This window comes from Burkholderiales bacterium (genome assembly GCA_035560005.1).
GTDB lineage: Bacteria > Pseudomonadota > Gammaproteobacteria > Burkholderiales > Eutrophovitaceae > DASRFY01.
In genome coordinates this window covers 1-24,267 of record DATMAN010000025.1, presented here as the reverse complement: position 1 = coordinate 24,267, position 24,267 = coordinate 1, and the positions used below count along the sequence as shown (strand labels likewise).

Annotated in this window: 23 protein-coding genes and 1 pseudogene; 8 read left to right on the top strand and 16 right to left on the bottom strand. The window is 61.3% G+C overall.

The features are described 5' to 3' along the window. Position 1: 1 nt before the first annotated feature. From trmD to ffh, 5 genes are all read right to left on the bottom strand, one after another. A complete protein-coding gene (gene trmD, locus VNM24_02520; protein ID HWQ37472.1) occupies positions 2-775 on the bottom strand; it encodes a tRNA (guanosine(37)-N1)-methyltransferase TrmD in 774 nt (257 codons plus the stop codon). 9 nt (positions 776-784) lie between these two features. Next, positions 785-1,261, bottom strand: coding sequence for a ribosome maturation factor RimM (gene rimM / locus VNM24_02515; GenBank protein HWQ37471.1), 477 nt, complete (start codon positions 1,259-1,261; stop codon positions 785-787). A 13-nt stretch (positions 1,262-1,274) separates the two neighbouring features. Continuing rightward, a complete protein-coding gene (gene rpsP / locus VNM24_02510; protein ID HWQ37470.1) occupies positions 1,275-1,529 on the bottom strand; it encodes a 30S ribosomal protein S16 in 255 nt (84 codons plus the stop codon). A gap of 62 nt (positions 1,530-1,591) precedes the next feature. After that, on the bottom strand, positions 1,592-2,362 hold the full coding sequence (locus VNM24_02505) for a hypothetical protein (protein HWQ37469.1): 771 nt from the start codon (positions 2,360-2,362) through the stop codon (positions 1,592-1,594). A gap of 48 nt (positions 2,363-2,410) precedes the next feature. Continuing rightward, complete coding sequence (gene ffh / locus VNM24_02500; protein ID HWQ37468.1) at positions 2,411-3,763, bottom strand: signal recognition particle protein; 1,353 nt, start codon at positions 3,761-3,763, stop codon at positions 2,411-2,413. 195 nt (positions 3,764-3,958) lie between these two features. On the opposite strand from ffh, the gene ccsA reads away from it, so the two are divergent. The 8 genes and pseudogenes from ccsA (at position 3,959) to VNM24_02460 (ending at position 10,733) form a co-directional block, all read left to right on the top strand. Continuing rightward, complete coding sequence (gene ccsA / locus VNM24_02495) at positions 3,959-4,777, top strand: cytochrome c biogenesis protein CcsA (GenBank protein ID HWQ37467.1); 819 nt, start codon at positions 3,959-3,961, stop codon at positions 4,775-4,777. 65 nt (positions 4,778-4,842) lie between these two features. Continuing rightward, complete coding sequence (locus tag VNM24_02490) at positions 4,843-6,114, top strand: HlyC/CorC family transporter (GenBank protein HWQ37466.1); 1,272 nt, start codon at positions 4,843-4,845, stop codon at positions 6,112-6,114. A gap of 211 nt (positions 6,115-6,325) precedes the next feature. After that, a pseudogene (locus tag VNM24_02485) lies at positions 6,326-6,834 on the top strand (ATPase, T2SS/T4P/T4SS family). Between the two features lie 23 nt (positions 6,835-6,857). Further along, positions 6,858-8,084 carry a type II secretion system F family protein gene (locus VNM24_02480; GenBank protein ID HWQ37465.1) on the top strand — a complete coding sequence of 409 codons (1,227 nt, stop codon included), beginning with the start codon at positions 6,858-6,860 and terminating at the stop codon, positions 8,082-8,084. A gap of 89 nt (positions 8,085-8,173) precedes the next feature. Further along, positions 8,174-9,070, top strand: coding sequence for an A24 family peptidase (locus VNM24_02475; protein HWQ37464.1), 897 nt, complete (start codon positions 8,174-8,176; stop codon positions 9,068-9,070). A gap of 4 nt (positions 9,071-9,074) precedes the next feature. Continuing rightward, entirely contained in the window at positions 9,075-9,689 is a 615-nt protein-coding gene (gene coaE / locus VNM24_02470) for a dephospho-CoA kinase (protein ID HWQ37463.1), read from the top strand. A 74-nt stretch (positions 9,690-9,763) separates the two neighbouring features. Then, positions 9,764-10,516 (top strand): cell division protein ZapD, encoded by a 753-nt coding sequence (gene zapD, locus VNM24_02465; protein HWQ37462.1) that lies wholly within the window; start codon positions 9,764-9,766, stop codon positions 10,514-10,516. 7 nt (positions 10,517-10,523) lie between these two features. Beyond that, positions 10,524-10,733, top strand: coding sequence for a DNA gyrase inhibitor YacG (locus VNM24_02460; protein ID HWQ37461.1), 210 nt, complete (start codon positions 10,524-10,526; stop codon positions 10,731-10,733). Between the two features lie 82 nt (positions 10,734-10,815). On the opposite strand, the gene VNM24_02455 is transcribed toward VNM24_02460, so the two are convergent. The 11 genes from VNM24_02455 to murB all read right to left on the bottom strand — a co-directional run. Then, a complete protein-coding gene (locus VNM24_02455) occupies positions 10,816-11,772 on the bottom strand; it encodes a Nudix family hydrolase (protein ID HWQ37460.1) in 957 nt (318 codons plus the stop codon). A 6-nt stretch (positions 11,773-11,778) separates the two neighbouring features. After that, on the bottom strand, positions 11,779-12,657 hold the full coding sequence (locus VNM24_02450) for an ATP-binding protein (protein ID HWQ37459.1): 879 nt from the start codon (positions 12,655-12,657) through the stop codon (positions 11,779-11,781). 10 nt (positions 12,658-12,667) lie between these two features. Then, complete coding sequence (argJ, locus tag VNM24_02445) at positions 12,668-13,894, bottom strand: bifunctional glutamate N-acetyltransferase/amino-acid acetyltransferase ArgJ (protein HWQ37458.1); 1,227 nt, start codon at positions 13,892-13,894, stop codon at positions 12,668-12,670. A 17-nt stretch (positions 13,895-13,911) separates the two neighbouring features. Continuing rightward, positions 13,912-16,638, bottom strand: coding sequence for a preprotein translocase subunit SecA (gene secA / locus VNM24_02440; protein HWQ37457.1), 2,727 nt, complete (start codon positions 16,636-16,638; stop codon positions 13,912-13,914). Between the two features lie 81 nt (positions 16,639-16,719). After that, entirely contained in the window at positions 16,720-17,637 is a 918-nt protein-coding gene (locus VNM24_02435; protein ID HWQ37456.1) for a M23 family metallopeptidase, read from the bottom strand. 676 nt (positions 17,638-18,313) lie between these two features. Next, positions 18,314-19,225 carry a UDP-3-O-acyl-N-acetylglucosamine deacetylase gene (lpxC, locus tag VNM24_02430; GenBank protein HWQ37455.1) on the bottom strand — a complete coding sequence of 304 codons (912 nt, stop codon included), beginning with the start codon at positions 19,223-19,225 and terminating at the stop codon, positions 18,314-18,316. Between the two features lie 103 nt (positions 19,226-19,328). Further along, a complete protein-coding gene (gene ftsZ, locus VNM24_02425; GenBank protein ID HWQ37454.1) occupies positions 19,329-20,480 on the bottom strand; it encodes a cell division protein FtsZ in 1,152 nt (383 codons plus the stop codon). A 64-nt stretch (positions 20,481-20,544) separates the two neighbouring features. Then, positions 20,545-21,789 carry a cell division protein FtsA gene (gene ftsA, locus VNM24_02420; GenBank protein HWQ37453.1) on the bottom strand — a complete coding sequence of 415 codons (1,245 nt, stop codon included), beginning with the start codon at positions 21,787-21,789 and terminating at the stop codon, positions 20,545-20,547. 23 nt (positions 21,790-21,812) lie between these two features. Beyond that, entirely contained in the window at positions 21,813-22,532 is a 720-nt protein-coding gene (locus VNM24_02415) for a cell division protein FtsQ/DivIB (protein ID HWQ37452.1), read from the bottom strand. Continuing rightward, positions 22,522-23,445, bottom strand: a complete 924-nt coding sequence (locus tag VNM24_02410) for a D-alanine--D-alanine ligase (GenBank protein HWQ37451.1) — start codon at positions 23,443-23,445, stop codon at positions 22,522-22,524. The genes VNM24_02415 and VNM24_02410 overlap by 11 nt, the downstream gene beginning before the upstream one ends. Next, positions 23,442-24,267 (bottom strand): UDP-N-acetylmuramate dehydrogenase (gene murB / locus VNM24_02405; GenBank protein ID HWQ37450.1); only part of this gene is annotated, 826 nt, incomplete at its 5' end. The genes VNM24_02410 and murB, both read right to left, overlap by 4 nt.

The following is a 24,267-nucleotide window of genomic DNA, read 5'->3' as shown; positions in this document are numbered from 1 at the left end:
TTCAAGCTCCCGATTTTTCCAGTTCCGCCATTTCCGACCGGTACTCGGCCAGCAGTTCCTGCTGTTCCTTGTCGAGCGCCAAGCCTGCGAGCAATTGCGGCCTGCGCTGCCAGGTGCGCCCGATCGCCTGCTTCAAGCGCCAGCGACGGATCTGCGCGTGGTTGCCCGAAAGCAGCACCTGCGGTACCCGCCTGCCCTCGAAGATCTCGGGGCGCGTGTAGTGCGGGAAATCCAGCAGTCCCGCCACGAACGAATCCTGCTGCGCCGACGCCTCATCGTTGAGCGCACCCGGCAAGCGCCGCACGATCGCGTCGATCAAAACCATCGCCGGCAATTCGCCGCCCGAGACAACGTAGTCGCCGATCGAAACCTCGTCGTCCACCTCTGCCTCAATCACGCGTTCGTCCACGCCCTCGTAGCGGCCTGCCATCAGCACCAAACCCTCGTACTGCCCCAGTGCCTCGACAAATTTCTGGTCCAGCAAGCGGCCCTGCGGGGACAGATACACCGTGCGGCCATGACGAACCCCGCAGCTGGCTTGGCGCTGGCGCGCCGCCCGGATCGCTTTGGCCAGCGGCTCGGCCTGCATCACCATTCCCGGCCCGCCACCGTACGGACGGTCGTCGACGCTGCGGTAGGCCCCATGGGCGTAGTCGCGCGGATTCCAAGTTACCAGCTCGTACAGTCCCCGATCTCGCGCCCGCTGCGTCACACCGCAGCGGGTGAGCGCGTCGAACATTTCCGGAAAGAGCGTGATGACATCGAAGCGCTTCATGGCCGGCCTTCAATAGTCTCTTTCCCAGTCGACCACGATGTTTCCCGCATCGGGCTCTACCGCCAGCACTACGCGCTCGACGAACGGGATCAGGCGTTCCTTCTCGTCACACACGACCAGGATCGCATTTGCCCCGGTGTCCATCAGGCGTACGACGCGACCCAACGACACCCCTCGGGCGTTGATCACTTCTAGCCCGAGCAGATCAGCCCAGTAATGCTCACCAGGTACCTCCGGCAGGCGAGCGCGCGGAATTCCGATCTCGCGGTTTCTCAGTGCCGCGGCTGCGTCCCGGTCATCGCATCCGGCCAGGCGTGCGACGAGTGCGCTGCCGTGTTCGGCGGCTTCCGCCACTGCGTATGCCTGCCAGCCCTCGGGGCCAGCGATCCACCACTCGGGATACGCCAGCAGGCCGTTCCTTCGTTTCGTGTACGGCTGGACTCTTACCCAGCCCTTTACTCCGAACGGGGCGCCAATGCGCCCCATGACGATTACCCGATCAAGCCTTGACCGTGGCACTGAACTGCTTGACGAGGCGCGCGGCGGTTTGCGACAAGAGCGCCCCCTTACTCTGCCAGTAGGCGAGCCGGTTCATGTCCACGCGCAGGCTTTCGTGTCCTTCGGGCGCTTTCGGATCATAAAACCCCACTCGCTCGATAAAACGCCCGTCGCGAGCACTGCGCGAGTCGGCAACGACCATGTTGTAAAAGGGCCGCTTCTTAGCACCTCCGCGGGCCAGCCGAATGACAACCATGGGAATACCCCAGAAAAGCAAAGTGCGTGATTCTACGCCTTTTTCCTTCCCGCGCAAGGCAATCAGCGCGGGGCCGCGCCGGCAAGCCCGGCGCCAAACTGCTGGTCTAGGAAAGCCACAACCACCTTCACGAGCTCGTCCTCCTTGCCTTCGAAGAAGTGCAGCGCATCCTGCACGATGACCTGCTGAGAGCCGGGAACCTTGTCGATCTGACGTTTGCGTTCATAGGCGCCGACCTGGGTGATTTCCCAGTCCTTGCTTCCGAACACGTCGAGCACGGGGATCTTGATCCTGAACATCTCTTCCAGGCCGTTGATGATGCCAACGAACACCCATGCCTTCACCGGCGTCTTGTCGACCCTGATGAGGTACTGATTGGCCATGGTCGCGCCTAGGCTGTGGGATACGATGGCGATGTTCTTGAAGCCCTTGTCAGTGAGATACCTGGCCGCTAGGTCATAGCGTTCCACCGCGTCGGTGTAGGTCGGGAGGTAGTCCCCGACCTTGGCTCCCGGCCCGAGCACCGGCAGCTGAATAGCAAGGGTGCTGTAGCCTTGCTCGGCAAGTTTCACGCGCAGCGCCCCGTAGAGTTCGAAGTCCGGATTCCAGCCGCGTCCATGACCGACAATGATCGCGCCGCGCGCTTTCTCCGCCTCGGTGTAGATGGCGAGAAACTCGTGACCATTGGCTTGCTTGATCCAGACCACCTCGCCGACCAGGATTGCAGGAATAATCTGCTCCGCCCAGCGCTTTTCACGCTCGTAATCCAGGGCATGCACAGTGGAGGCTGCCACCCAGGCAACTGAGACAATAGCCAACTTCCAGATTTTCATGATCCACCTGTTCACGCAACTGCGCCTGAGCACACTGCCACGCCCGCATCAGCGTGTTCCCTGCAGCATGCCTCTCATTCCGCGCATCATCTTCTGCAATCCGCCCTTGCCCATCATCTTCACCATCTTTTGCATCTGCTCGTGCTGACTGAGCAACCGGTTGACCTCCTGAACCGACACCCCGGCACCGGATGCTATGCGCCGCTTGCGCGAAGCTTTGATGATTTCGGGCTTCGCCCGCTCTTGCGGCGTCATCGCATCAATGATGCCGATCGTGCGGTTGATGACTCTCTCATCGGTGGGCACCGACTGCGCGGCCTGCGCCAGCTGCGCGGGCAGTTTGTCGAGCAGCGCATCAAGCCCACCCATTCTCTTCATCTGGAAAAGTTGATTCCTGAAGTCGGCTAGATCAAAGCCTTTGCCCGATCTGACTTTTCTTGCGAGCTTTTCCGCTTCCCCGACATCGACGCTGCGCTGTACCTCTTCGACCAGCGAGACCACGTCGCCCATGCCGAGAATCCGCGAAGCCATTCGCTCCGGATGGAACGGTTCCAGCGCCGCTGTCTTCTCTCCAATCCCTACGAACTTGATCGGCCGTCCGGTGATGTGTCGAACCGACAGCGCCGCCCCGCCACGCGCGTCGCCGTCCAGTTTGGTCACGACGATCCCGGTAAGCGGCAAGGCTTCCGCAAAAGCCTTGCCGACGTTGACGGCGTCCTGGCCCTGCATGGCGTCGACCACAAACAGGGTCTCGACGGGTTCCATGGCCGAGTGAAGTGCGCGGATCTCGAGCATCATCTGCTCGTCGATAGCGAGCCGCCCGGCCGTGTCGACGATTAACACATCGTGGTAGTGCCGCCGCGCATGGCTCAAGGCGCCGCGCGCGATCGCTTCCGCATCGCGCTCGGTCGGTGCCGCGTCGTAGAAATCCGCGGCGACCTGCCCGGCAAGCGTCTTCAGCTGCTCCGTGGCTGCGGGCCTGTAAACATCGCAGCTTGCCAGCAACACCTTCTTCTTGTGCTGTTCCTTGAGTAGCCTCGCCAACTTCGCGCTGGTCGTGGTCTTGCCCGAACCCTGCAGCCCGGCCATCAAAATCACGGCGGGAGGCCGGGTCGCGAGATCCAGGCCCCTGCTTTCCCGTCCCATCAGGGCCACGAGCTCGCGGTACACCACACCTACCAAGGCCTGCCCGGGTGTCAGGCTGGCAAGCACTTCCTGGCCGATGGCCTTCTCCTTGACCCGCGCGACAAACTCGCGCACCACCGGCAAGGCCACGTCCGCTTCAAGCAATGCGATCCTCACCTCCCGCAAGGCGTCCTGGATATTGGTTTCGGTGAGGCGCGCTTGTCCACGCAGGGTCCTGACGAGAGTGCCAAGCCGATTCGTCAACGCGTCCAGCATGTCAGCGGTGTCGGTAGAAAGAAAAGCGGTCGCGAATTCTGACCGAGAAGGTAATCAGACCGCGCAAAGCTCCAAGAACCATGGGAGATGTGCATCGCAATCTCTGCCCGCTGCAGCCCAAGCATGAACGTCCCAGAGCAGCAAGGTCAACATCTTGCGCCAGTCCGATGAGGTAGACTGCCTGCCTCCGGACCGATGGCTTCCATTCTACTTCATCTTCTCGCCAGCGCCGGATATGCGGCGCTGGCGGCCTATCTCTGGCGCACGATGCCCGGGAACGGCGACGCCTTCGCCGTCGATCGTCGCAAGGCGGCACGGCTGCTGTTGTTCGTCCCCCTAGCGCTGCACACTGCCGTGCTCGCGCAGTCGATGCTGCGCCCGGATGGACTCTACCTGGGCGTGGGCAATGCCGTATCGGTGATCATAGCGCTCGCGGTTCTGATCTACGGCGTCGGAAGCCTTTTCTATCGGCTGGACGCACTCAACCTGCTGGTCCTCCCTGCAGCTGCGGCGCTGTCGCTGCTGCCTCTTGCGCTGCCTGCGGCCCGACCCCTGAGCAATACGCATCTGCTGGCCTTCAAGGTACATCTGCTGATCGCACTGCTCGCCTACAGCCTATTCACGATCGCCTCGCTGCATGTGCTGCTGATGGCCGTGGTCGAGCGCCGGCTGCACGCGCGCAATATGCCACCATTTCTGCAGACACTGCCGCCGCTGCTCACCATGGAGAAGCTGCTGTTTCGCATCATCGGAGCTGGATTCGTACTGCTCACACTGACGCTGGTCAGCGGAGTGGCGTTTTCCGAGGAGTTGTTCGGTACTCCGCTTCAACTGACTCACAAGACCGTCTTCGGGATCCTGTCGTGGATCATCTTCGGTGCGCTGCTCGCGGGACGCGCCTTCTACGGGTGGCGCGGTCGCATCGCGACCCGATGGACGCTGGCCGGTTTTCTGTCGCTGGTGCTGGCCTACATCGGCAGCCGGTTCGTGATCGAAGTCATCTTGCAGCGCTAGCGGCTTGACACGCGCGCGAGCGCGCCTCGATACTGGGTTCATCTCTATCCGACGGATGTATCGCTTTGGACGAGATCTCGCTCAACGCGCTGTTCACGGCGCTTGTCGTTCTGTTAGTCATATCCGGGTTCTTCTCAATTTCGGAAACCAGCATGATGGCCCTCAACCGTTACCGGTTGAGGCATCTGGCAAAGACGGGTCACCGGGCCGCCAGGCTGACTGCGCGGCTGCTGGAGCGCACCGACCGTCTCCTCGGCGTCATTCTTCTCGGCAATAACCTCGTCAACACGGCGGCCGCCGCGCTGGTGACCGTTATCACGTTTCGCCTGTTTGGAGAGAGCGAGCTGGCGCTCACGCTCGGTACGCTGGCGGTCACCGCTGCAATTCTGATCTTCAGCGAGCTCACGCCCAAGGTGATCGGCGCCAGCTATCCGGAGCGCATCGCCTTCCCGGCGAGCTTCGTGCTTGCGCCGCTCCTGCGAGTCGCCTATCCCATCGTCGGATTCTTCAATCTCTTCGTTCGAGGAATGCTATGGGTGATGCGGCTGAAGGTACCGACGGAGCAAGACCAGGCTCTGAGCTTCGAAGAGCTGCGCACGCTCGTGCTCGAAGGCGGCAACTTCCTTCCGCAGAAGCACCAGAACATGCTGCTCAACCTCTTCGACCTCCAGGCGATCACCGTGGAGGACGTGATGGTTCCACGCAACCAGATCGAAGCGCTGGACATCGAAGCGCCCCCGGAGGAGATCCACCGCCAGATCGTGACCTGCAACCACACACGGCTTCCCGTATATCGTGGGCGGCTGGACGAAGTCCTCGGGATTGTGCACGTGCGCAAGCTCCTCAACGTGTCCGAGGGCGGCAGGATCGACGCCGAGGCGATCAATGAAGTCCTGCGCGAACCCTATTTCATACCCCTGGGCACGCCTTTGCTGACGCAACTTCAGAATTTCCAGGAGCACCGGGACCGGATTGGCCTGGTCGTGGACGAGTACGGCGAACTGATGGGCCTGGTCACGATCGAAGACATCATCGAGGAAATCATCGGCGAGTTTACCACCCAGTCGCCGTTGCAGACGGCGCGCTTCAAGCGACTCGAGGACGGAAGCATCGTCGTGGAGGGCGCGAGCCTGCTGCGTGACCTCAATCGCAAACTCGGCTACCGGTTCCCCCTCGATGGGCCGAAAACGCTCAACGGGCTGATCCTTGAGCATCTACAGACCATCCCGGAGCCCGGCACCTCGGTAAAGCTCGCCGGCTATCCGATCGAGATCCTGCAAACCCAGGACCGCGTAATCAAATCGGTCCGTCTCCTGCCACCTGCGGACAGCAACTAGTTCAGCTCCTTTTTCCTTTACAAGCACCGGCTTAGGGTGCATTATTCAGCATAATTCTAGTTTGGCTCCCGGCTAGATGGTTGCAGCAAGCGTTCATGGTGCGTTGACCGGCTTGGGGCGCGCAATGGTGCAGCGCGGCCTGATCCCAGAGCGGGACGCGGACTCACTCCAGTCCCAGGCAAGCAGCGCCGGGATCTCTTTCGTGGAGCAGCTCGAAACTGGCGAGATCGCGGTCAAGGCAGCACAGACCGGGCATCTCGTGCTCTCTACGCTGCACACCAACGACGCACCAACCACGCTGACACGGCTGATCAACATGGGCATCGCGCCGTTTAACATCGCGAGTTCCGTCATACTCATCACGGCTCAGCGCCTAGCGCGCCGACTGTGCAAGGAGTGCAAGATCCCGGCCGAATTTCGAGGGAGGCTTTGCTCAGAGCGGGTTTCGCGGCAGCGGATCTCGATGGCAGCTGGACACCGCACCATGCGGTGGGATGCGAAAACTGCAAGGGTACCGGTTACAAGGGCCGGGTCGGCATCTATCAGGTCATGCCGATATCGGAGGAGATGAACCGGATCATCATGACCAATGGTAATGCGCTCGACATCGCGAGACAGGCGCAGAAGGAAGGCATCCGCGATCTGCGCCAGTCGGGGCTGCTTAAAGTCAAGCAAGGGGTGACCTCGCTCGAAGAGATCGAGGCGGTCACCAACGAATAGGCGATTCAGAAGGGGACTGGCACATGGCAACGGCAACCGCTGCATTCCGCAAGGACGTCAAGGAATATACCTACTCTTGGGAAGGCAAGGACAAGGCAGGCAAGCTGCTCAAAGGCGAGATGCGCGCCGGAGGAGAGACGGTGGTCACCTCGACGCTACGCCGGCAAGGAATAACGGTACTCAAGGTCAAGCGTCAGCGCCCCGGGCTCGGCGGCAAGGTAACGGAAAAGGATATCACCTTCTTCACCCGCCAACTGGCGACCATGATGAAGTCCGGCGTTCCCCTGCTTCAGGCATTTGACATCGTGGGCAAAGGTCACTCCAACCCTGCGGTGGCCCGCCTGCTCATGGACATCAAGAACGAGGTGGAGACCGGCAACAGCCTGACGGCGGCCTTCCGCAAGCATCCGCTGTATTTCGACGCCCTGTTCTGTAACCTCGTCCAGGCTGGCGAGCAGGCCGGTATTCTGGACAGCCTGCTCGACCGGCTCGCGACCTACAAAGAAAAGATTCTGGCCATCAAGAGCAAGATCAAGTCCGCCATGTTTTACCCCGTGTCGATCATTGTGGTCGCCTTCATCATCACTGCGGTGATCATGATTTTCGTCATTCCGGCGTTCAAGGAGCTGTTCACTAGCTTCGGTGCCGACTTGCCGGGGCCAACCCTGCTGGTCATGGCCATGTCGGACTTCTTCGTCAAGTACTGGTGGGCGATTTTCGGGGGAGTTGGATTCGGCGTGTGGTTCTTCTTCTACACCTGGAAGCGTTCCTTGCGGATGCAGCAGGTCATGGACCGGCTTTTCCTGAAGCTCCCGATCTTCGGTCCGGTGATCCGCAAGGCGACCATCGCGCGCTGGACGCGGACACTGTCGACCATGTTCGCGGCTGGCGTGCCACTGGTGGAAGCGCTCGAGTCGGTGGGCGGCGCCGCTGGCAACTATGTCTACCTGGAAGCCACCAAGAAAATCCAGAGCGAGGTAAGCACTGGGACGAGCCTGACGGTGGCAATGCAAAACAGCGAGGTCTTCCCCAGCATGGTGGTTCAGATGGTGGCGATCGGAGAGGAGTCCGGTGCTCTGGATGGAATGCTGGGCAAGGTAGCGGATTTCTTCGAGCGCGAGGTGGATGATGCGGTCGAGGCGCTGTCCAGCCTGATGGAGCCCATGATCATGGTTGTGCTGGGGGTGCTGATCGGGGGCATGGTCATCGCCATGTACCTGCCGATCTTCAAGATGGGACAGGCGGTGTAACGGGGCTGCAGATCAACAAGCGTCCGCGCAATGCGCGGGCGCTTTTTTGTCGGCTTTCCCGGCTTCGACCCGCGACACTCGAGACAAGGATGTACGAGTTGGTTTTTCTCCAAACGCACCCCGGAGCGCTTGCCGCCGTAGCCGGGGTATTCGGTCTGCTGGTCGGTAGTTTTATCAACGTGGTCATCCACCGTCTGCCGCGCATGATGGAGCGCGAGTGGCGAGAACAGGCGGCGAAACTGGCCGAGGAATCCGGGTCCGCCGATTGCGCAGCCGCGTTGCGCGGCACGCCAGCCACCACGCGCTACAACCTGATCGTGCCAGGCTCGCACTGCCCGAAATGCGGTTACCGAATTCGCGCCTGGCAGAACGTTCCCGTGATCAGTTACCTCTGGCTGCGCGGGAAGTGTGCGGGCTGCGGCACGGCGATATCGGCCCGTTATCCGATCGTGGAAGCGATCAGCGGGATCACCGCCGGCTATCTGGCCTGGCGGTACGGCTTCTCCCTGGCGGCGCTCGGCGCTGCATTGTTCGCCTGGTCGCTGATCGCATTGACGGTCATCGACATCGATACCCAATTCCTGCCCGACGATATTACCTTGCCGCTGCTCTGGACCGGTTTGCTTTTCAACCTAGGAGCAACCTTCGCTCCGCTGTTCGAAGCGGTTATCGGAGCGGCGGCCGGCTACTTGTCCCTGTGGTCGGTCTACTGGCTGTTCAAGATGGCGACGGGCAAGGAAGGCATGGGCTTCGGCGACTTCAAGCTGCTCGGTGCGATCGGCGCATGGCTGGGCTGGAAGATGCTTCCGCTCGTGATACTGCTCTCATCGTTCGTCGGCGCGGCCGTCGGCATTGCGTTGATCGCGCTGAAGCGGCATAAGCGCGGCACACCCATCCCTTTTGGGCCCTACCTGGCCGCAGCTGGGCTCATCGCGCTGCTCTGGGGCGAGTATCTGAACCGGACCTACCTGCAGCTGTTCCGCTGAGACCATGCCGTTCGTAGTTGCGCTGACGGGCGGAATCGGGTGCGGCAAGACCACGGTGGCCGAGCAATTCGGGCGTCTGGGCGCTGGGATCGTGGACACCGATGCAATCGCACGCGCCCTTACCAAGCCCGGGGAGCCGACGCTAGCGGCGATCGTCGCGGCCTTCGGTCCGCAGATCTTGACCCCGAGCGGCACTCTGGACCGCACACGCCTGCGGGAAAGGGTGTTCGCCGTTCCGGACGAGCGCCTGCGCCTGGAATCATTGCTCCATCCGGCTATCCGCTCCAAAGTCGAGCAGGAGCTAAAAAAAGAGGCACGCGCTCCCTATGTCGTCCTGGTGGTCCCGTTGCTGATTGAAACCGGGGCGTACCGCGATATCGCTGACCGGATCCTGGTAGTGGATTGTCCCGAAGAGCTTCAGATCGAGCGCGTCATGCGTCGCAGCGGCCTGGAGAGAAGTGCGGTCGAGGCGATCCTGCGTGCCCAGGCCTCGAGAACGCAGCGCCTAGTGAAAGCGGACGACGTTCTGGTAAACGACGGCCCGGTTGAAGCGCTGATTCCGGCGATCAGCGCTCTACATGAGAAATACCTGGAGCTGGCGCGCCGCGACAAACGATGATTGGGCGGGATTCGGTCTTTCCTTTTGCAGGCGTTTCGCCGATACTAGGGCGCGACTCGGGCAGTGCCGGCGACGTGATCAGCTACGAGTTCCCGCTTAACGAAAGAATCCGCACCCTGCTCCGACTCGAGGACTTGTACGAGCGGGTGGGGTACTTTGCCGCCAAGAACGACCCGGAGGAGCATCACGTCGCGCTCTTGTCGCTGTTCGAGATCCTGGACGTTGCAGGCCGTGCGGACCTCAAGTCCGACCTGATGCAGGAACTCGAACGGCAGAAGCATCAGCTCGAATTCCTAAGGAATAACCCGTCGGTGTCGCAGGAAGCGCTCACGGGCGTGCTCTCCGATATCGAGAGGAGCGTTTCGGACCTGTTTCTGGCTTCCGGGAAAACCGGCCAGGAGTTGCGTGAAAACGACTGGCTCATGAGCATCAAGCAGCGCTCCGCTATCCCCGGAGGGGTATGCGAGTTCGATCTGCCTTCCTATCATTTCTGGCTCAACCGCGACGCACATGAGCGACGCGTTGACCTGCACAACTGGCTCGCACCTTTTGTGCCCATCCGCAACGGCGTGCGGGTCATTCTCAAGCTGCTGCGCGAGAGTGGCAAGACCAGCCAGCAGGTCGCTCAGCAGGGCGTGTACCAGCAGATGCTCGCGGGTCGGCTGGCGCAGCTGATACGCGTGCGCCTGTCCCGCAGCTATGACTGCATTCCCGAGATCAGCGCGAACAAGTACGCGCTCAACGTCCGATTTACCGAGGCCTCCGGGAGCCAGCGCCGCACGAGCACCGAGGACGTAGCCTTTGAACTGACCTTCTGCAATCTTTGAGCGATTCTTGAGTCAATCCAAACCCAATCTGCGATCGGTCAGCTGCCCCCAGTGCGGGACTCCGACCACGTGGCAGCAGTCCAATCCCTATCGGCCGTTCTGCAGCGAGCGCTGCAAGCTGATCGATCTTGGACAATGGGCGAGCGAGAGCTATCGGATCCCCCAGGCCGAGGAGGAGCACGCCAAGTCGGGGCAGGACCAGACGGGTTCTGGGTAAAGCACGCCCGCGTTAAGAGGGCTTGCCGTTCGAGGTCGCGGATGCGAGCGTAACCGCGCCAGCGAGTGCAATACGTGGCAGCCTATTCAGGGTTGCTCTGCTCTTCCCACGCGCCGCGAATCATCGCAAGACCATGCGCACCGTGCGCTCGCGCCTGAGCCAGATCGGATCGTCGCAATCCGCCCAGAGCGTAGATTGGAAGCGGATAGCCTCTTGACAGCTTTGCCAGCCCGTCCCAGCCGAGCGTGCGGGCGCTTGGATGAGAAGGCGTGGGCTTGACGGGGCCCAGCACAACGAAGTCGACGCCCAAGCGCAGCGCCATGTCGAGCTCGGCTCGATCGTGGCAGGAGGCAGCGCACCACTCGCAGCGGGGGCGCTCGCGTGCAGTCGCGAGCTTCGCCGAAGCGAGGTGCACACCGTCCGCTCCGAGCCGATTCGCGAGTACCTCGTCTCCATTGATCAGAACTCGGCCGCCGACACGGTGAACGCGTGCAATGGCCTCCGCCGCGAAGTACTCGAGCTGCCCCTGGGAAAGCTCGCTTTCTCTGAGCTGAACCAGCCGGACGCCGCGCGCCAACGCGGCGTCAAGTCGCAGCAGCGCCGCGTCGATCCCATATCCACTGGCATGGGTGATCGCATAGATCAACGGCAATTCCAGTGCCCTCAATACGGGTGCATTCGCCGGAAGCATCGGTCCGACCGAAGGGCGTCCCGGTTGCTGCCAACAGATGCTCTGGCCTTCTCGTCCAACCGGCTCCCCCGTCCAGACGGTCACACGGAGGAAATTCAGGCGCACGGTGGCATGCGGATAGGAGTAAATCCGTGTGACCCAGGGATACGCCGCCACTATTCCGACGCCCAGCTCTTCGCTCAGCTCGCGCTTCAGGGCCGCAAGCGGTGTTTCTCCGGGCTCGATCTTGCCACCCGGAAACTCCCAAAATCCGGCGTAGACCTTGCCGCCGGGGCGTTGCGCCAACAGAAAACTGCCGTCGCCGCGCTCGATAACCGCGGCAGCGACCTCGACCGGTTCCTTATACACGTGCGCTCATCTCGCGCCCTTCAGATCGCCCCTGATCCTGTGCCGTCCCGCCCAGTCACGCGCGAAGTGCCATGCAACCCGGCCGCTGCGCGAACCACGTATGAGCGCCCACTGCAGCGCTTCCCGCCGAATGAGCTCTTCGTCGAACTTCCGCACGCCGAGCCGCAAGAGCCAGTAGCGCACAATGTGCAGATACTCGTCCTGATCGAACGGGTAGAACGAAACCCACAGCCCGAAGCGCTCGGAGAGAGAGATCTTCTCTTCGACCGTTTCTCCAGGATGAATCTCTTCGCCCAGATACTTGGTTTCCAGGTTCTCCTGCATGTACTCAGGCATAAGGTGACGACGATTCGACGTCGCGTAGATCAGCAGATTCTCAGAGGTGGCGGCGATCGAGCCGTCCAGAATCGCCTTCAGCGCCTTGTATCCCGGCTCATCGGCATCGAAAGACAGGTCGTCACAGAACAGCAGGAATTTGTAAGGCGAATCGGCTACCACGTCCACGATGTCCGGGAGGTCCACGAGGTCCTGCTTTTCCACTTCGATGAGCCGCAGACCCTTTGGTGCATACTTGTTGAGGATCGCCTTTACCAGGGAAGACTTTCCGGTCCCTCGTGCGCCCGTCAACAGCACGTTGTTGGCGGTATATCCTTCGACGAACTGGCGCGTATTCTGCTCGACCAAGCGTTTCTGCTCGTCTATTCCCTGCAGATCCGCGAGCCGGATCCGGTGAGGGTGCGATACTGGCTGCAATGTCCCGACCGATCCCCGTTTGCGCCACCGGAACGCCATGGCCGCCTTCCAATCCGGGGTCCGAGTGCCTTGCGGCACGAGGTGATCGACCCGGTCGAGCAGGCGGCCAATTCGTTCGAGCAGGTCTTCCAGGGACGTCACATCAGCTCCGATAATCGGCGTTGATGCTCACATATTGAGTTGAGAGATCGCAGGTCCAGATCGTCGCACTGGAAGTGCCCCGATTCAGCACGACCCGGAGGGTAATCTCCGGCTGCTTCATTACGCGCTGCCCTTCCTCTTCGCGGTAAGAAACCGCCCGGCTGCCGTTCTGCACCACCAGCAAATCGTCCAGATAAAGATCAACGCGATCGACGGCCAGATCCGCGATCCCCGCGCAACCGATGGCGGCGAGGATGCGGCCCAGGTTGGGATCCGACCCAAAGAAAGCGGTCTTGACCAGTGGAGAGTGCGCAATCGCGTACGCTACCTTGCGGCACTCGGATTCGCTCATCCCACCACGGACCTCTACCGTGATGAACTTGGTGGCCCCCTCGCCGTCACGCACCAGCGCCTGGGCCAGCTCGAGACAAACAGACACGACCGCATTCAGCAGCGCCTTGAATTCCGGCGACTCGGGGCTCGAGATCTCCGGAGCCCCGTCCCTCCCGGTGGCGATCAGAACGAGGCTGTCGTTGGTCGACATATCGCCGTCGACCGTGATGCAGTTGAAGCTTCTGTCCACCGCGTAGGAAAGGACCTGCCGCAGCAGTTCAGAGTCGACTCTTGCATCGGTCGCAATGAAGGCCAGCATGGTGGCCATGTCGGGACGAATCATGCCAGAGCCCTTCGCGATCCCAGTGACCGTGACGGTCCGGCCTCCGACCTCGACACTGCGCGAAACCGCCTTCGGCACCGTGTCGGTGGTCATGATCGTCTCGGCAGCCACCAGCCAGTTGCCCTCGTCCAGGGACGCGACGCAAGTCGGCAAAGCAGCCAGGATCCGGTCCAGCGGCAGCGGCTCCATGATCACACCGGTGGAGAATGGCAGCACCTGCTCCGGTTTGATCTTCAACAACGAACCGACTTCTTCACAGGTTCGTCGCGCGGCGTCGATTCCGGTCTCGCCGGTGCCGGCGTTCGCACATCCAGTATTGACGATCAGGGCACGTGCCGGCGCTGTAGCCAGATGGCGCCGCGCAACCACAACAGGCGCGGCGCAGAAGCGATTGCGCGTGAACACGGCTGCAACCGTCGCCCTCGGTGGCAGGGTGACGAGAAGCAGATCACGGCGCCCCGGCTTGCGTATTCCGGCTGCCGCCGCGCCCAGACGCAGTCCCCGAATGGCGCACAGCTGCGCGGGTTCCGGTGCCTGGAGATTGACTGGCATCGGGGTTCGTGCGTTTCCTAGTTCAGCCGCCCGTGACAGTGCTTGTACTTCCTTCCAGATCCGCAAGGGCAGGGTTCGTTTCGCCCGATCTTCTGGCCGCTACGCACGAACGGCTGGACCCTGGTCTCCGTGTCCTGGTCCGCGGCCGATCTGCCGAGCGCTTCGTCGTAATCGGCATGCTGAAACTGCACGTTTCTCAGCTCCGCACGTTTCTCCTGCACCTGCTGCGCCTCGTCCTGCCCGCGGAACTGGATCGTCATGAGATCGCGCGTCACTTCATTGCGGATCGTTTCCAGCATCAATGCGAACAGCTCGAATGCCTCGCGTTTGTACTCCTGCTTCGGATTCTTCTGCGCATATCCTCGCAGATGTATGCCCTGGCGCAGGTGATCGAGCGCCGCCAGATGCTCGCGCCAGTGGGTATCGAGACTTTGCAGCATCAAGGCGCGTTCGACCGGACGAATTGCCTCCGGCGGGAAGACAGCGATCTTGTCCTCGTAGTGTTTATGCGCCGCCTCTGTCACGCGCTGAAGCAACCGCTCTTCGTCCAGGTTGCTGTCCTCCTCAAGCCACTTCTTTAGAGGCAGATGAAGCGTCAGTTCGGCGGCAAGCGCCCGCTCCAGTCCCGCAATGTCCCACTGTTCTTCGACGCTTTCATGCGGAATGTACTGTTCGAAGATCGCCTTGACGGTGCCTTCGCGCATGGATCGAATCGTCTCCGAGACATCCGTCGATTCGAGCAACTCGTTGCGTTGCTGGTAAATCACCTTGCGCTGATCGTTGGCGACGTCGTCGTACTCGAGCAGTTGCTTGCGTATGTCGAAGTTGCGTGCCTCCACTTTGCGCTGTGCGTTTTCGATAGCCCGAGTGACCCAGGGATGCTCGATCGCCTCGCCTTCGGGCATCTTCAGCTTGTCCATGATCGCGGCCACTCGATCGGAGGCGAAGATCCGCAACAGTGGATCTTCGAGCGAGAGGAAGAAGCGACTCGAGCCCGGATCGCCCTGCCGACCCGCCCGGCCGCGCAGCTGGTTGTCGATCCGCCTGGACTCGTGTCTTTCCGTACCTACGATGTGCAATCCGCCGGCATTGACGACGAGCTGGTGCAGCCTGCGCCACTCCTCGCGAATTTCCGCGACCTTGCGTTCCTTCTCGGCCTCGTTCAGATTGGGATCGTTGCGGACACGGTTGATTTCGGGATCCGGATTGCCGCCCAGGACGATGTCCGTACCGCGGCCGGCCATGTTCGTCGCTATCGTGATCATCTTGGGGCGACCGGCCTGGGCAACGATTTCCGCTTCGCGCGCATGCTGCTTTGCGTTGAGCACCTGATGCGCAAGTTGCTCCTTCTCGAGCATCTTGGAAAGCAGCTCGGAGTTCTCTATGGACGTAGTGCCCACGAGCACTGGCTGCGCGCGCGCATAGCAATCCTTGATCTCCTCGAGTACCGCCTGGTATTTTTCCTTCATGCTGCGATAGACCTTGTCCATACGGTCTTCGCGGATCATCGGCTTGTGCGTCGGGATGATCACGGTTTCCAGTCCATAGATGTGCTGGAATTCGTACGCTTCTGTGTCCGCCGTACCCGTCATTCCCGCGAGCTTGCGATACATGCGGAAATAGTTCTGGAACGTGATAGATGCAAGCGTCTGATTCTCCCGCTGGATTCTGACTCCTTCCTTGGCCTCGACCGCCTGATGCAGACCATCGGACCATCGGCGGCCCGGCATCAGCCGTCCAGTGAATTCGTCGACGATCACGACCTCGCCGTTGTGCACCACGTAGTGCTGATCGCGATGGAACAGGTTGTGCGCTCGTAAGGCCGCGTACAGGTGGTGCACAAGCGCAATGTTGGCGGCGTCGTACAGACTCCCGTTTGGCGGCAGCAGTCCCGCCTTCATGAGGAGATCTTCGGCATGCTCGTGCCCGGCCTCGGTAAGCAGGACTTGGTGGGCTTTCTCATCCACGATGTAGTCGCCGGGCTCACCTTCCTTGGCGCAGCGTTGCAGCTTTGGCGCAATCGCGTTGATTCGGACGTACAGCTCGGTGCTGTCTTCCGCCTGCCCCGAGATGATGAGTGGCGTCCTCGCTTCGTCGATGAGAATCGAATCGACCTCGTCGACGATTGCATAAGTCAGTCCGCGTTGCACGCGATCGGAAGCATGAAACACCATGTTGTCGCGCAGATAATCGAAGCCGAACTCATTGTTGGTGCCATAAGTAATGTCGGCGGCGTACGCCTGCTGCTTGAGCGCATGCTCCATCTGCGAAAGGTTCACGCCGACCGAAAGGCCCAGAAAGCGGTAGATCCGGCCCATCCACTCCGCGTCGCGGTTGGCCAGGTAGTCGTTGACCGTGACAATGTGTACTCCACTTCCGCCGAGTGCGTTGAGATACGCGGGCAAGGTCGCTACCAACGTCTTCCCTTCGCCCGTACGCATCTCTGCAATTTTGCCGTGGTGCAGGGCGATGCCCCCCAGCAGCTGTACGTCGAAGTGACGCATCTGCAGCACCCGCCGGCTCGCCTCTCGGACAGTCGCGAACGCCTCGGGAATCAACTCGTCCAGCGGTTGACCATTGCGCGCACGTTGCCGGTACGATTCCGTGCGCGCGCGCAGGTCCGTGTCGGAAAGCTTCTGCGTTTCGGGTTCGAGCGCATTGATGCGCTGAACCAGCTGCCCATATTTCCGCAGAAGGCGGTCGTTACGACTGCCGAAGATTTTCTTGAGAACGGACGTGATCATTTGAGATGAAGATACCAAAACAAAAGGGGCGGGGCCTTCGCCCCACCCCTCTCAGACATCAATCAGTACTCGGCGATCCGATCAACCGCGCACTTGCAGAAAGCGAGCTGGGTTTTGCGGGGCACCCCACTGTCGCACCTCGAAGTGCAGATGCGCCCCGGTCGACCGCCCGGTGTTTCCAACCTCGGCAATCTTCTGTCCGCGCAAGACTACGTCGCCGATTCTGACTTCAAGCCTCGACGCATGCGCGTAACGGGTTACGAGGCCGTTGCCGTGGTCGATTTCAAGCATATTACCATACTGGGGGTGCTCTCCCGCGTACACGACGACGCCGCCCGCTGCGGCAGTCACCGGTGTGCCTTCCGGTGCCATGAAATCCATGCCTTCGTGAAACGCGTTCAAACCCGTAAAGGGATCGATGCGCCAGCCGAAGTTGGAAGAAAACCAGCCAGTGGATACCGGCAGTTGCGTCGGAAGAAGCTGCTTCTTGGCGTAGGCGAACGTCAGGTGCGACTCCAGTACACCAAGCTTGTCGCTTCGGTCGTCGAGCTGTTGCGCCAGCACCTCCATCTGTTGCACGAGGTCGACCATCGACAGCTCTTGCGCTTCACCGCTCGGCACGGGACCGCCGCGCGCGGGCGGCTTGTCAAACATGAACTCCTTGGGATTCAAACCCGCGAGCTTGGTAAGCCGGTCACCGAGCGAATCCAGTCGCAACAGCTTGGCCTGCATTTCGCCGAGCCGGGCAGCCATGGTATTGAGGCTTTCGCGTAAATAGGACTGTGTGTGGCGGGACTGCTCGGCTTGCACCGCTTCGAGCAACGAACGAAGGTACGGGCTCTGATTGGTTACCGCGTAACGCAGCGAGAAATAATTCAGCAGGACCGCCAGTGAAACCACGAGCAAGGAAAACAATAGAATCAGGAACGCCACTTGAGGCCCGCTCACCGCAAAGCTGCGCGCTTGAGTAAAGCGATTGGAAACCACAATAATGTCCATCTGCTTTCCTCTTGTTGCTCCAGTGACCGTTCTTGTCCGAGACCTGATCGAAGCGACGCCCGAACTACGGCCCGTCATACATCAGGCGCGGCGCCTGGCCCAGCTGAACAAAGAGCTGCGCGCCGCACTGCCCCCGGAACTCGCCGGGTCTGTTTCGGCTGCCTCCCTCACGACCGGCACGCTGCTATTGGTAGCTGATAGTGGCGCGGCCGCCGCGAAGGTGCGGCATCTGGGCCCCAAACTGTGCCAGGCACTAAGGCACCATGCCGCGGACCTTACCTCAATAGAGGTGAGAGTGCAAGTAACAAACCGCGTTAAGCCATTGCCTATAAAACAGAAAACGGTTTCGCGTGCTGCTCGGACTGCATTCCGGGCCCTCGCCGGGCGCCTGCCACCATCGCCGCTACAGTGGGCTGCCCTTCGCTTTTCAAGCCATGAGGATCCTGCCCTAGATGCCCAGCAAGAAGCGTTCAAGCACCAAAAAACACCAAAAATATCAAGCCGATAACAACCAGACCTCGATGATTTGCCAAGTGGAACGTAACCGGTGGGGTTCTTTGTGACGAGCTACATCATCAGGCTGGCCGCGGCGCCACCGGCAACCAATGAGCCGGTGATCAAGGAACACGGTGGAAACGCACACTAGGCCAACGCGACTGCGACGTTGACCAGCGGATTAGGCGGCCGCTGCCTGAACGCGTAGAAAAGCGGGTGCCTCGTCTTGGGAGTGAAAACTCACATACTCCCAGGCGTTCTTTCTTTCAAGAAGCCGGCGCAGAAGCTGGTTGTTCAGCGCGTGCCCTGACTTGTAGGCCGTATAGGCACCGATCAACGGATGGCCCAGCAAGTACAAGTCTCCAATGGCGTCAAGCGCTTTGTGCTTGACGAATTCGTCTTCGTAGCGAAGTCCGTCGGCATTGAGAACCCTGAACTCGTCCATCACGATCGCATTATCGAGACTGCCACCCAGTGCAAGCCCTTGCGCGCGCATGTTCTCGACCTCCCGCATGAATCCGAACGTTCTCGCACGGCTGACTTCTTTCACGTACGAGGTGCGCTCGAAATCGACCACCACCCGCTTGTTGGAAGCAGAAAAGATCGGGTGCTTGAAGTCGATGCTGAAGTCCACTCGGAAGCCGTTGTAGGGTTCGAATTTCACCCACTTGTCGTCCGTCCGTACTTCGACAGTCTGCAACACACGGATGAACTTCTTGGCGGCTGCTTGTTCTTCAATCCCAGCGGACTGGATCAGGAAAACAAAAGGCGACGCCGAGCCGTCCATGATGGGTACCTCGCCAGCGCTGAGATCCACATAGGCGTTGTCTATTCCCAACCCGGCGAGGGCCGACATCAAGTGTTCGACCGTTTGCACGCGGACACCAGATTCTTCCAGACACGAGGACAATCGCGTGTCCTTCACTGCGTACGCATTCGCGCGAATTTCCACGACCGGATCGAGATCCACGCGGCGAAAGATAATTCCGGTGTTGGGCGCAGCCGGGCGCAAGGTAAGGTAAACCTTTTCTCCCGTATGCAGCCCGACGCCGGTTGCCCGAACGATGTTCTTCAGGGTTCTCTGTCTGATCATGAAGTGGGCGGCGAGACGACAGCCTCAGTTCAGAAGGGTTGCTAGGTTATCACAGTAAAACCTTGTTCATCCAATATTTTTGCGTCGCAATAGAAGTCGGCAGTTAGTCCGCTTGCTTGCGCAGGAAAGCAGGAATATCGAGCAAGTCGACCCCGGACTGTCTCATCGCCTCCACGGCCGCGTCTCGGCTGCGCCTGCGCATGACTGCCGGAGTTTCCAAGTCGCCGTAGCCCGCTTCCACGCGCAATGGGTCGGTCCCGGTGCGAATCACGGTCAGCGGTTTCTGCTGCTGGCGGCTTACCGGGTTGCCCAAGCCCGTCGCCACCATGGTTACGCGCAGTCTGTCGTCCAGTTCGTCGTCAATTACGGTGCCGACGATGACCGTCGCGTCCTCCGCAGTGAAGCCTTTTATCGTATTCATCACTTCGTGTACTTCTTTCATCTTGAGGCCGGCGCTTGCAGTGATGTTGACCAGGATGCCGCGCGCGCCCGCTAGATTGACGTCCTCCAGCAGCGGACTGGCCACCGCCTGTTCCGCGGCCTGGCGGGCTCGCTCCAGCCCCGCAGCCGTCGCCGAGCCCATCATCGCCATGCCCATTTCGGACATGACGGTACGCACGTCGGCAAAGTCGACGTTGACGAGTCCCGGGCACTTGATTACCTCCGCGATGCCCGCGACCGCTCCGTGCAGCACGCTGTTCGCGGCCTTGAAGGCTTCAAGCATCGACACGTCTTCCCCGAGTACCTGCATCAGCTTGTCATTGGGAATCACGATCAGTGAATCGACGTTTTTCGACAGTTCTTCGAGCCCCTGTTGTGCGACCTTCTGGCGCTTGCCTTCGAACGCGAAAGGTTTGGTCACGACCGCGACGGTGAGGATCCCGAGCTCGCGCGCCGCTTCCGCCACTATCGGCGCCGCTCCGGTGCCCGTGCCGCCACCCATGCCCGCCGTCAGGAACAGCATGTCGGCGCCGTCGATGAGCTCGATGATGCGCTCGCGGTCTTCGATCGCAGCTTGGCGACCGATCTCCGGGTTGGCTCCCGCGCCCAGGCCTTTCGTCACGCTGGCGCCGAGCTGCAACAGAGTCTTCGCCTTGTTGCGCTTCAGTGCCTGCGCATCGGTGTTGGCGCAGATGAATTCCACGCCTTCCACGCCTTCCATGATCATGTGGTCAATCGCGTTGCCACCGCAGCCGCCCACGCCGATCACCTTGATCACAGCTTCCTGAGGTTGGGTATCGACGATCTCAAACATGCTCATCTCCTCTCTGAAGTGATTGAAGAAATCGAATCGCGCAACTCAGAACACGGCGAACTCGCTAGAAATTGGTCTCGAACCATCTACGCATCCTCTCGAAAATCTGCTTGACCGACCCGCTCTGCATCTTCGCGATGTGCTGCCGCTGTCGCTGCTGGACACCGGCCATCAGCAACCCGATCGCGGTCGAATAACGCGGATTGCGGATTACTTCCGACAGCGCGCCCGAATAGCTCGGCAATCCCAGACGCACCGGCATGTGAAACACCTCCTCGCCCAGCTCGACCATGCCCTGCATGGCCGCGCTACCACCGGTGATGACGATTCCCGAAGACAACAGCTCCTCGAATCCGCTGCGGCGCAGCTCCGCTTGGATAAGCGAATACAGTTCCTCGACGCGTGGTTCGATGACTTCCGCCAGCGTCTGGCGCGACAGCTTGCGCGGTCCACGGTCTCCGACTCCCGGCACTTCGATCATTTCCTGCGGATCCGCCAGTTCGCGCAACGCGCAGCCGTGGCGACGCTTGATCTCTTCGGCTTCCTTGGTCGGCGTGCGCAGCGCCATCGCGATGTCGTTGGTGATCTGGTCGCCAGCAATCGGGATTACCGCGGTGTGCCGGATGGCGCCCTGGGTAAACACCGCGATGTCGGTAGTGCCGCCGCCGATGTCGGCCAGACACACGCCAAGGTCACGCTCGTCATCGGAGAGGACAGCCACGGCGGAGGCCAGGGGCTGCAAAACGAGATCAGCCACCTCCAGCCCGCAGCGGCGCACGCACTTCACGATGTTCTGTGCCGCAGACACCGCGCCCGTGACGATGTGCACTTTTACTTCCAGGCGTACGCCGCTCATCCCCAGCGGCTCGCGCACATCCTCCTGGCCGTCGATCACGAACTCCTGGTTAAGCACATGCAGGATCTGCTGATCAGTGGGAATCGGGATCGCCTTGGCCGTTTCGACCACACGATCCACATCCGCCTGAGAGACCTCGCGGTCTTTGATCGCGACCATGCCGTGGGAGTTGAAGCTCTTGATATGGCTGCCGGCGATTCCGGTCAGGACTTCGCGGATCTTCGTGTCGGCCATCAATTCGGCTTCTTCCAGCGCCCGCTGGATCGAGTTCACGGTGGACTCGATGTTGACGACCACCCCTTTCTTCAGTCCGCGCGAGGGCGCCGAGCCCATTCCCATGACTTCGAAGCCGCCTTCGCCGTTGACCTCCGCCACCACCGCGGCCACCTTCGAAGTTCCGATGTCGAGCCCGACGATCTGATTCTTGGTCTCTCTGCTCTTACTGAGTACCATCGCTCTGTTCCACTCGATCGGCTTCACGCGCGGTTCCCGTTCCGTTTGTCTGGCTTTGTGCGCACTGAGAATCCGTTCGCATGGCGCAGATCGATCCTTGCTCCCGCCGCGTCGAGCCGCGCGACGGTGCGCTCGTACTCCGCCACGAACAGCGCCAAGCGCCGCTCGACGTCCTGCCTGCCGAGTTCGAGCACGGTTCCATCGTCGAGCTCGAGTTGCCAAGCCCGGCGCGGGCTCAACCGGATGTGCTCGATGCGGCGACCGATCGCCGCCAGCATCGGCCCGAAATCCAAGTAGCGTTGAACGACTTCCTGCGCCGATCCGTCCGGCCCCTCGAACGTGGGCAGCGCAGCGTTGCTCGCGCCCTCGAACACCTCGCCGTATTCGTTGACGAGCGCAGTGCTGCCCCAGCGCGCCAGCGCGCGGTGTTCCTCGACGACGAACTCGATGCGGTCGGGCCAGCATCGCCGCACTTCCACGCGCCGTACCCAAGGCAGCTTTTCGAACGCATCGCGCGCCGACTCCAAGTCCATCGTGAAGAAGTTGCCGCGCAGGTGGCCGAATGCCACCGCTTCGACCTGTTCGCGCGTAAGGTGGGCGACCTCGCCCACCACGTCGATGCGGCGCACGGCAAAAGCGTCGAGCTGCAGCATGCGCCACACGGCGCCGTAGGCGGCAAGCCCGGCGGCGCAGGCTACGCACAGTCCAGCGACGAGGTTCAGCGCGCGCGTGTCATTCCACACGGGCGCTCTCCAGAATCTGCAGGACCAGTTGACCGAAGCTCAAACCGGCCTGTCGCGCAGCCATTGGCACCAAACTGTGTCCGGTCATTCCCGGTGAGGTGTTCATCTCCAAGAAAAAAAACGAGCCATCGGCTTTCAGGATCAGGTCTGCCCTTCCCCACCCCGTGCAGCCCAGCACCCGAAACGCCTGCAGCGCGACCTCCTGAATCCGCGACTCCAAGTCCGCGCGGATCCCACAGGGGCAGTGATACTTCGTTTGTTCGCTGAAGTACTTGTTTTGGTAGTCGTACTTTCCTCCAGGGGCTTCGATCCGGATTAGCGGCAGCACCCGGTCGCCAAGAATGGACGCGGTGAGTTCCTGGCCTTCGATGAACTCCTCGGCCATCACCGCCGTGTCGTAACGCGCCGCCAGCGTGTAAGCCGCCGGAAGGTCGGCCACTGACTCCACTTTGGTCAGGCCGAGCGTAGACCCCTCGTGCACCGGCTTGATGATCAGTGGCAGCCGCAGATTCGCGGCGACCTGTGGCCACGAGCTCGCGCTGTTGACCATCTCGTCGCGCGGCACGGGAATTCCCACCGCCCTCCAGATCAACTTTGTGCGCCATTTGTCCAAGCACAGCGCGCTCGCCAGCACTCCGCTTCCGGTGTAAGGAATGCGCATGAGCTGCAGGGCGCCCTGCACCGTGCCGTCTTCTCCATGCCGGCCGTGCAGCGCGATGAACACCCGGTCGAATTTTTCGCGTTCCAGTTCGAACAGAGAGCGCTGCGCCGGATCGAACGCATGCGCATCCACACCCTCCTCCCGCAACGCGGCCAGCACGGCATTGCCGGACAGCAGCGAAATTTCCCGCTCCGCCGAGGTTCCACCCAGCAGCACCGCCACTTTTCCGAACCGCTCGCCGCTCAAGGTCATGCCTCGCCCACGATCCTGACTTCCCGCTCGAGTTCCACTCCACACACGCGGCTCACGGTTTCTTGCACGCGCGTGATCAGCGCTTCGATGTCGCGCGCCGTCGCGCTACCGGTATTGACGATGAAGTTCGCGTGCTTGGGCGATACCATCGCAGCGCCGATGGCAACGCCCTTCAGACCGCAAGACTCGATCAGCCGCGCCGCGTGGTCTCCGGGTGGGTTGCGGAACACCGATCCTGCGTTGGGGATGTCGAGCGGCTGCGATGCGATCCGCCGCTGAAGCAGTTCCTTGATGCGCCGGCGCGAACGCTCGCCGTCGCCCGATCGCGGTCGCAACCAAGCGGCCGCGAAAAATTCCTCGCGCGGTGTCGCCGGCTGCAAGCTGCGATAGGCCACGCGGAATTCACTTGGTCCGCGCACGTGCTTCTCACCGCGTCGATCCAGCATCAACACCTGGGTGACGATGTCCCAAGTCTCGCAACCGTAGCACCCCGCGTTCATAGCCAGCGCGCCGCCTACGGTGCCCGGGATGCCGGCTAGAAATTCCGCGCCTTCGAGTCCATGCAATGCCGCGAACCGCGCCACCTTTGGAGCGGCCAAGCCGGCCTGTGCGTAAATCTCCGTAGCGCCCGCTCGCGCGACAAGCTCCAGCTTGGTCAGCGCGCCGTGCAGGAAGATTACCGTTCCGCGAATCCCGCGGTCGCGCACCAGCAGATTGCTGCCCAGCCCTACGAAGAGCACGGGCTCTAATGGGGGCAGGGAACGCAGAAATGCACAAAGGTCGTCCAGATCGGCGGGCCGATAGGCGCGGTCGGCCGGCCCG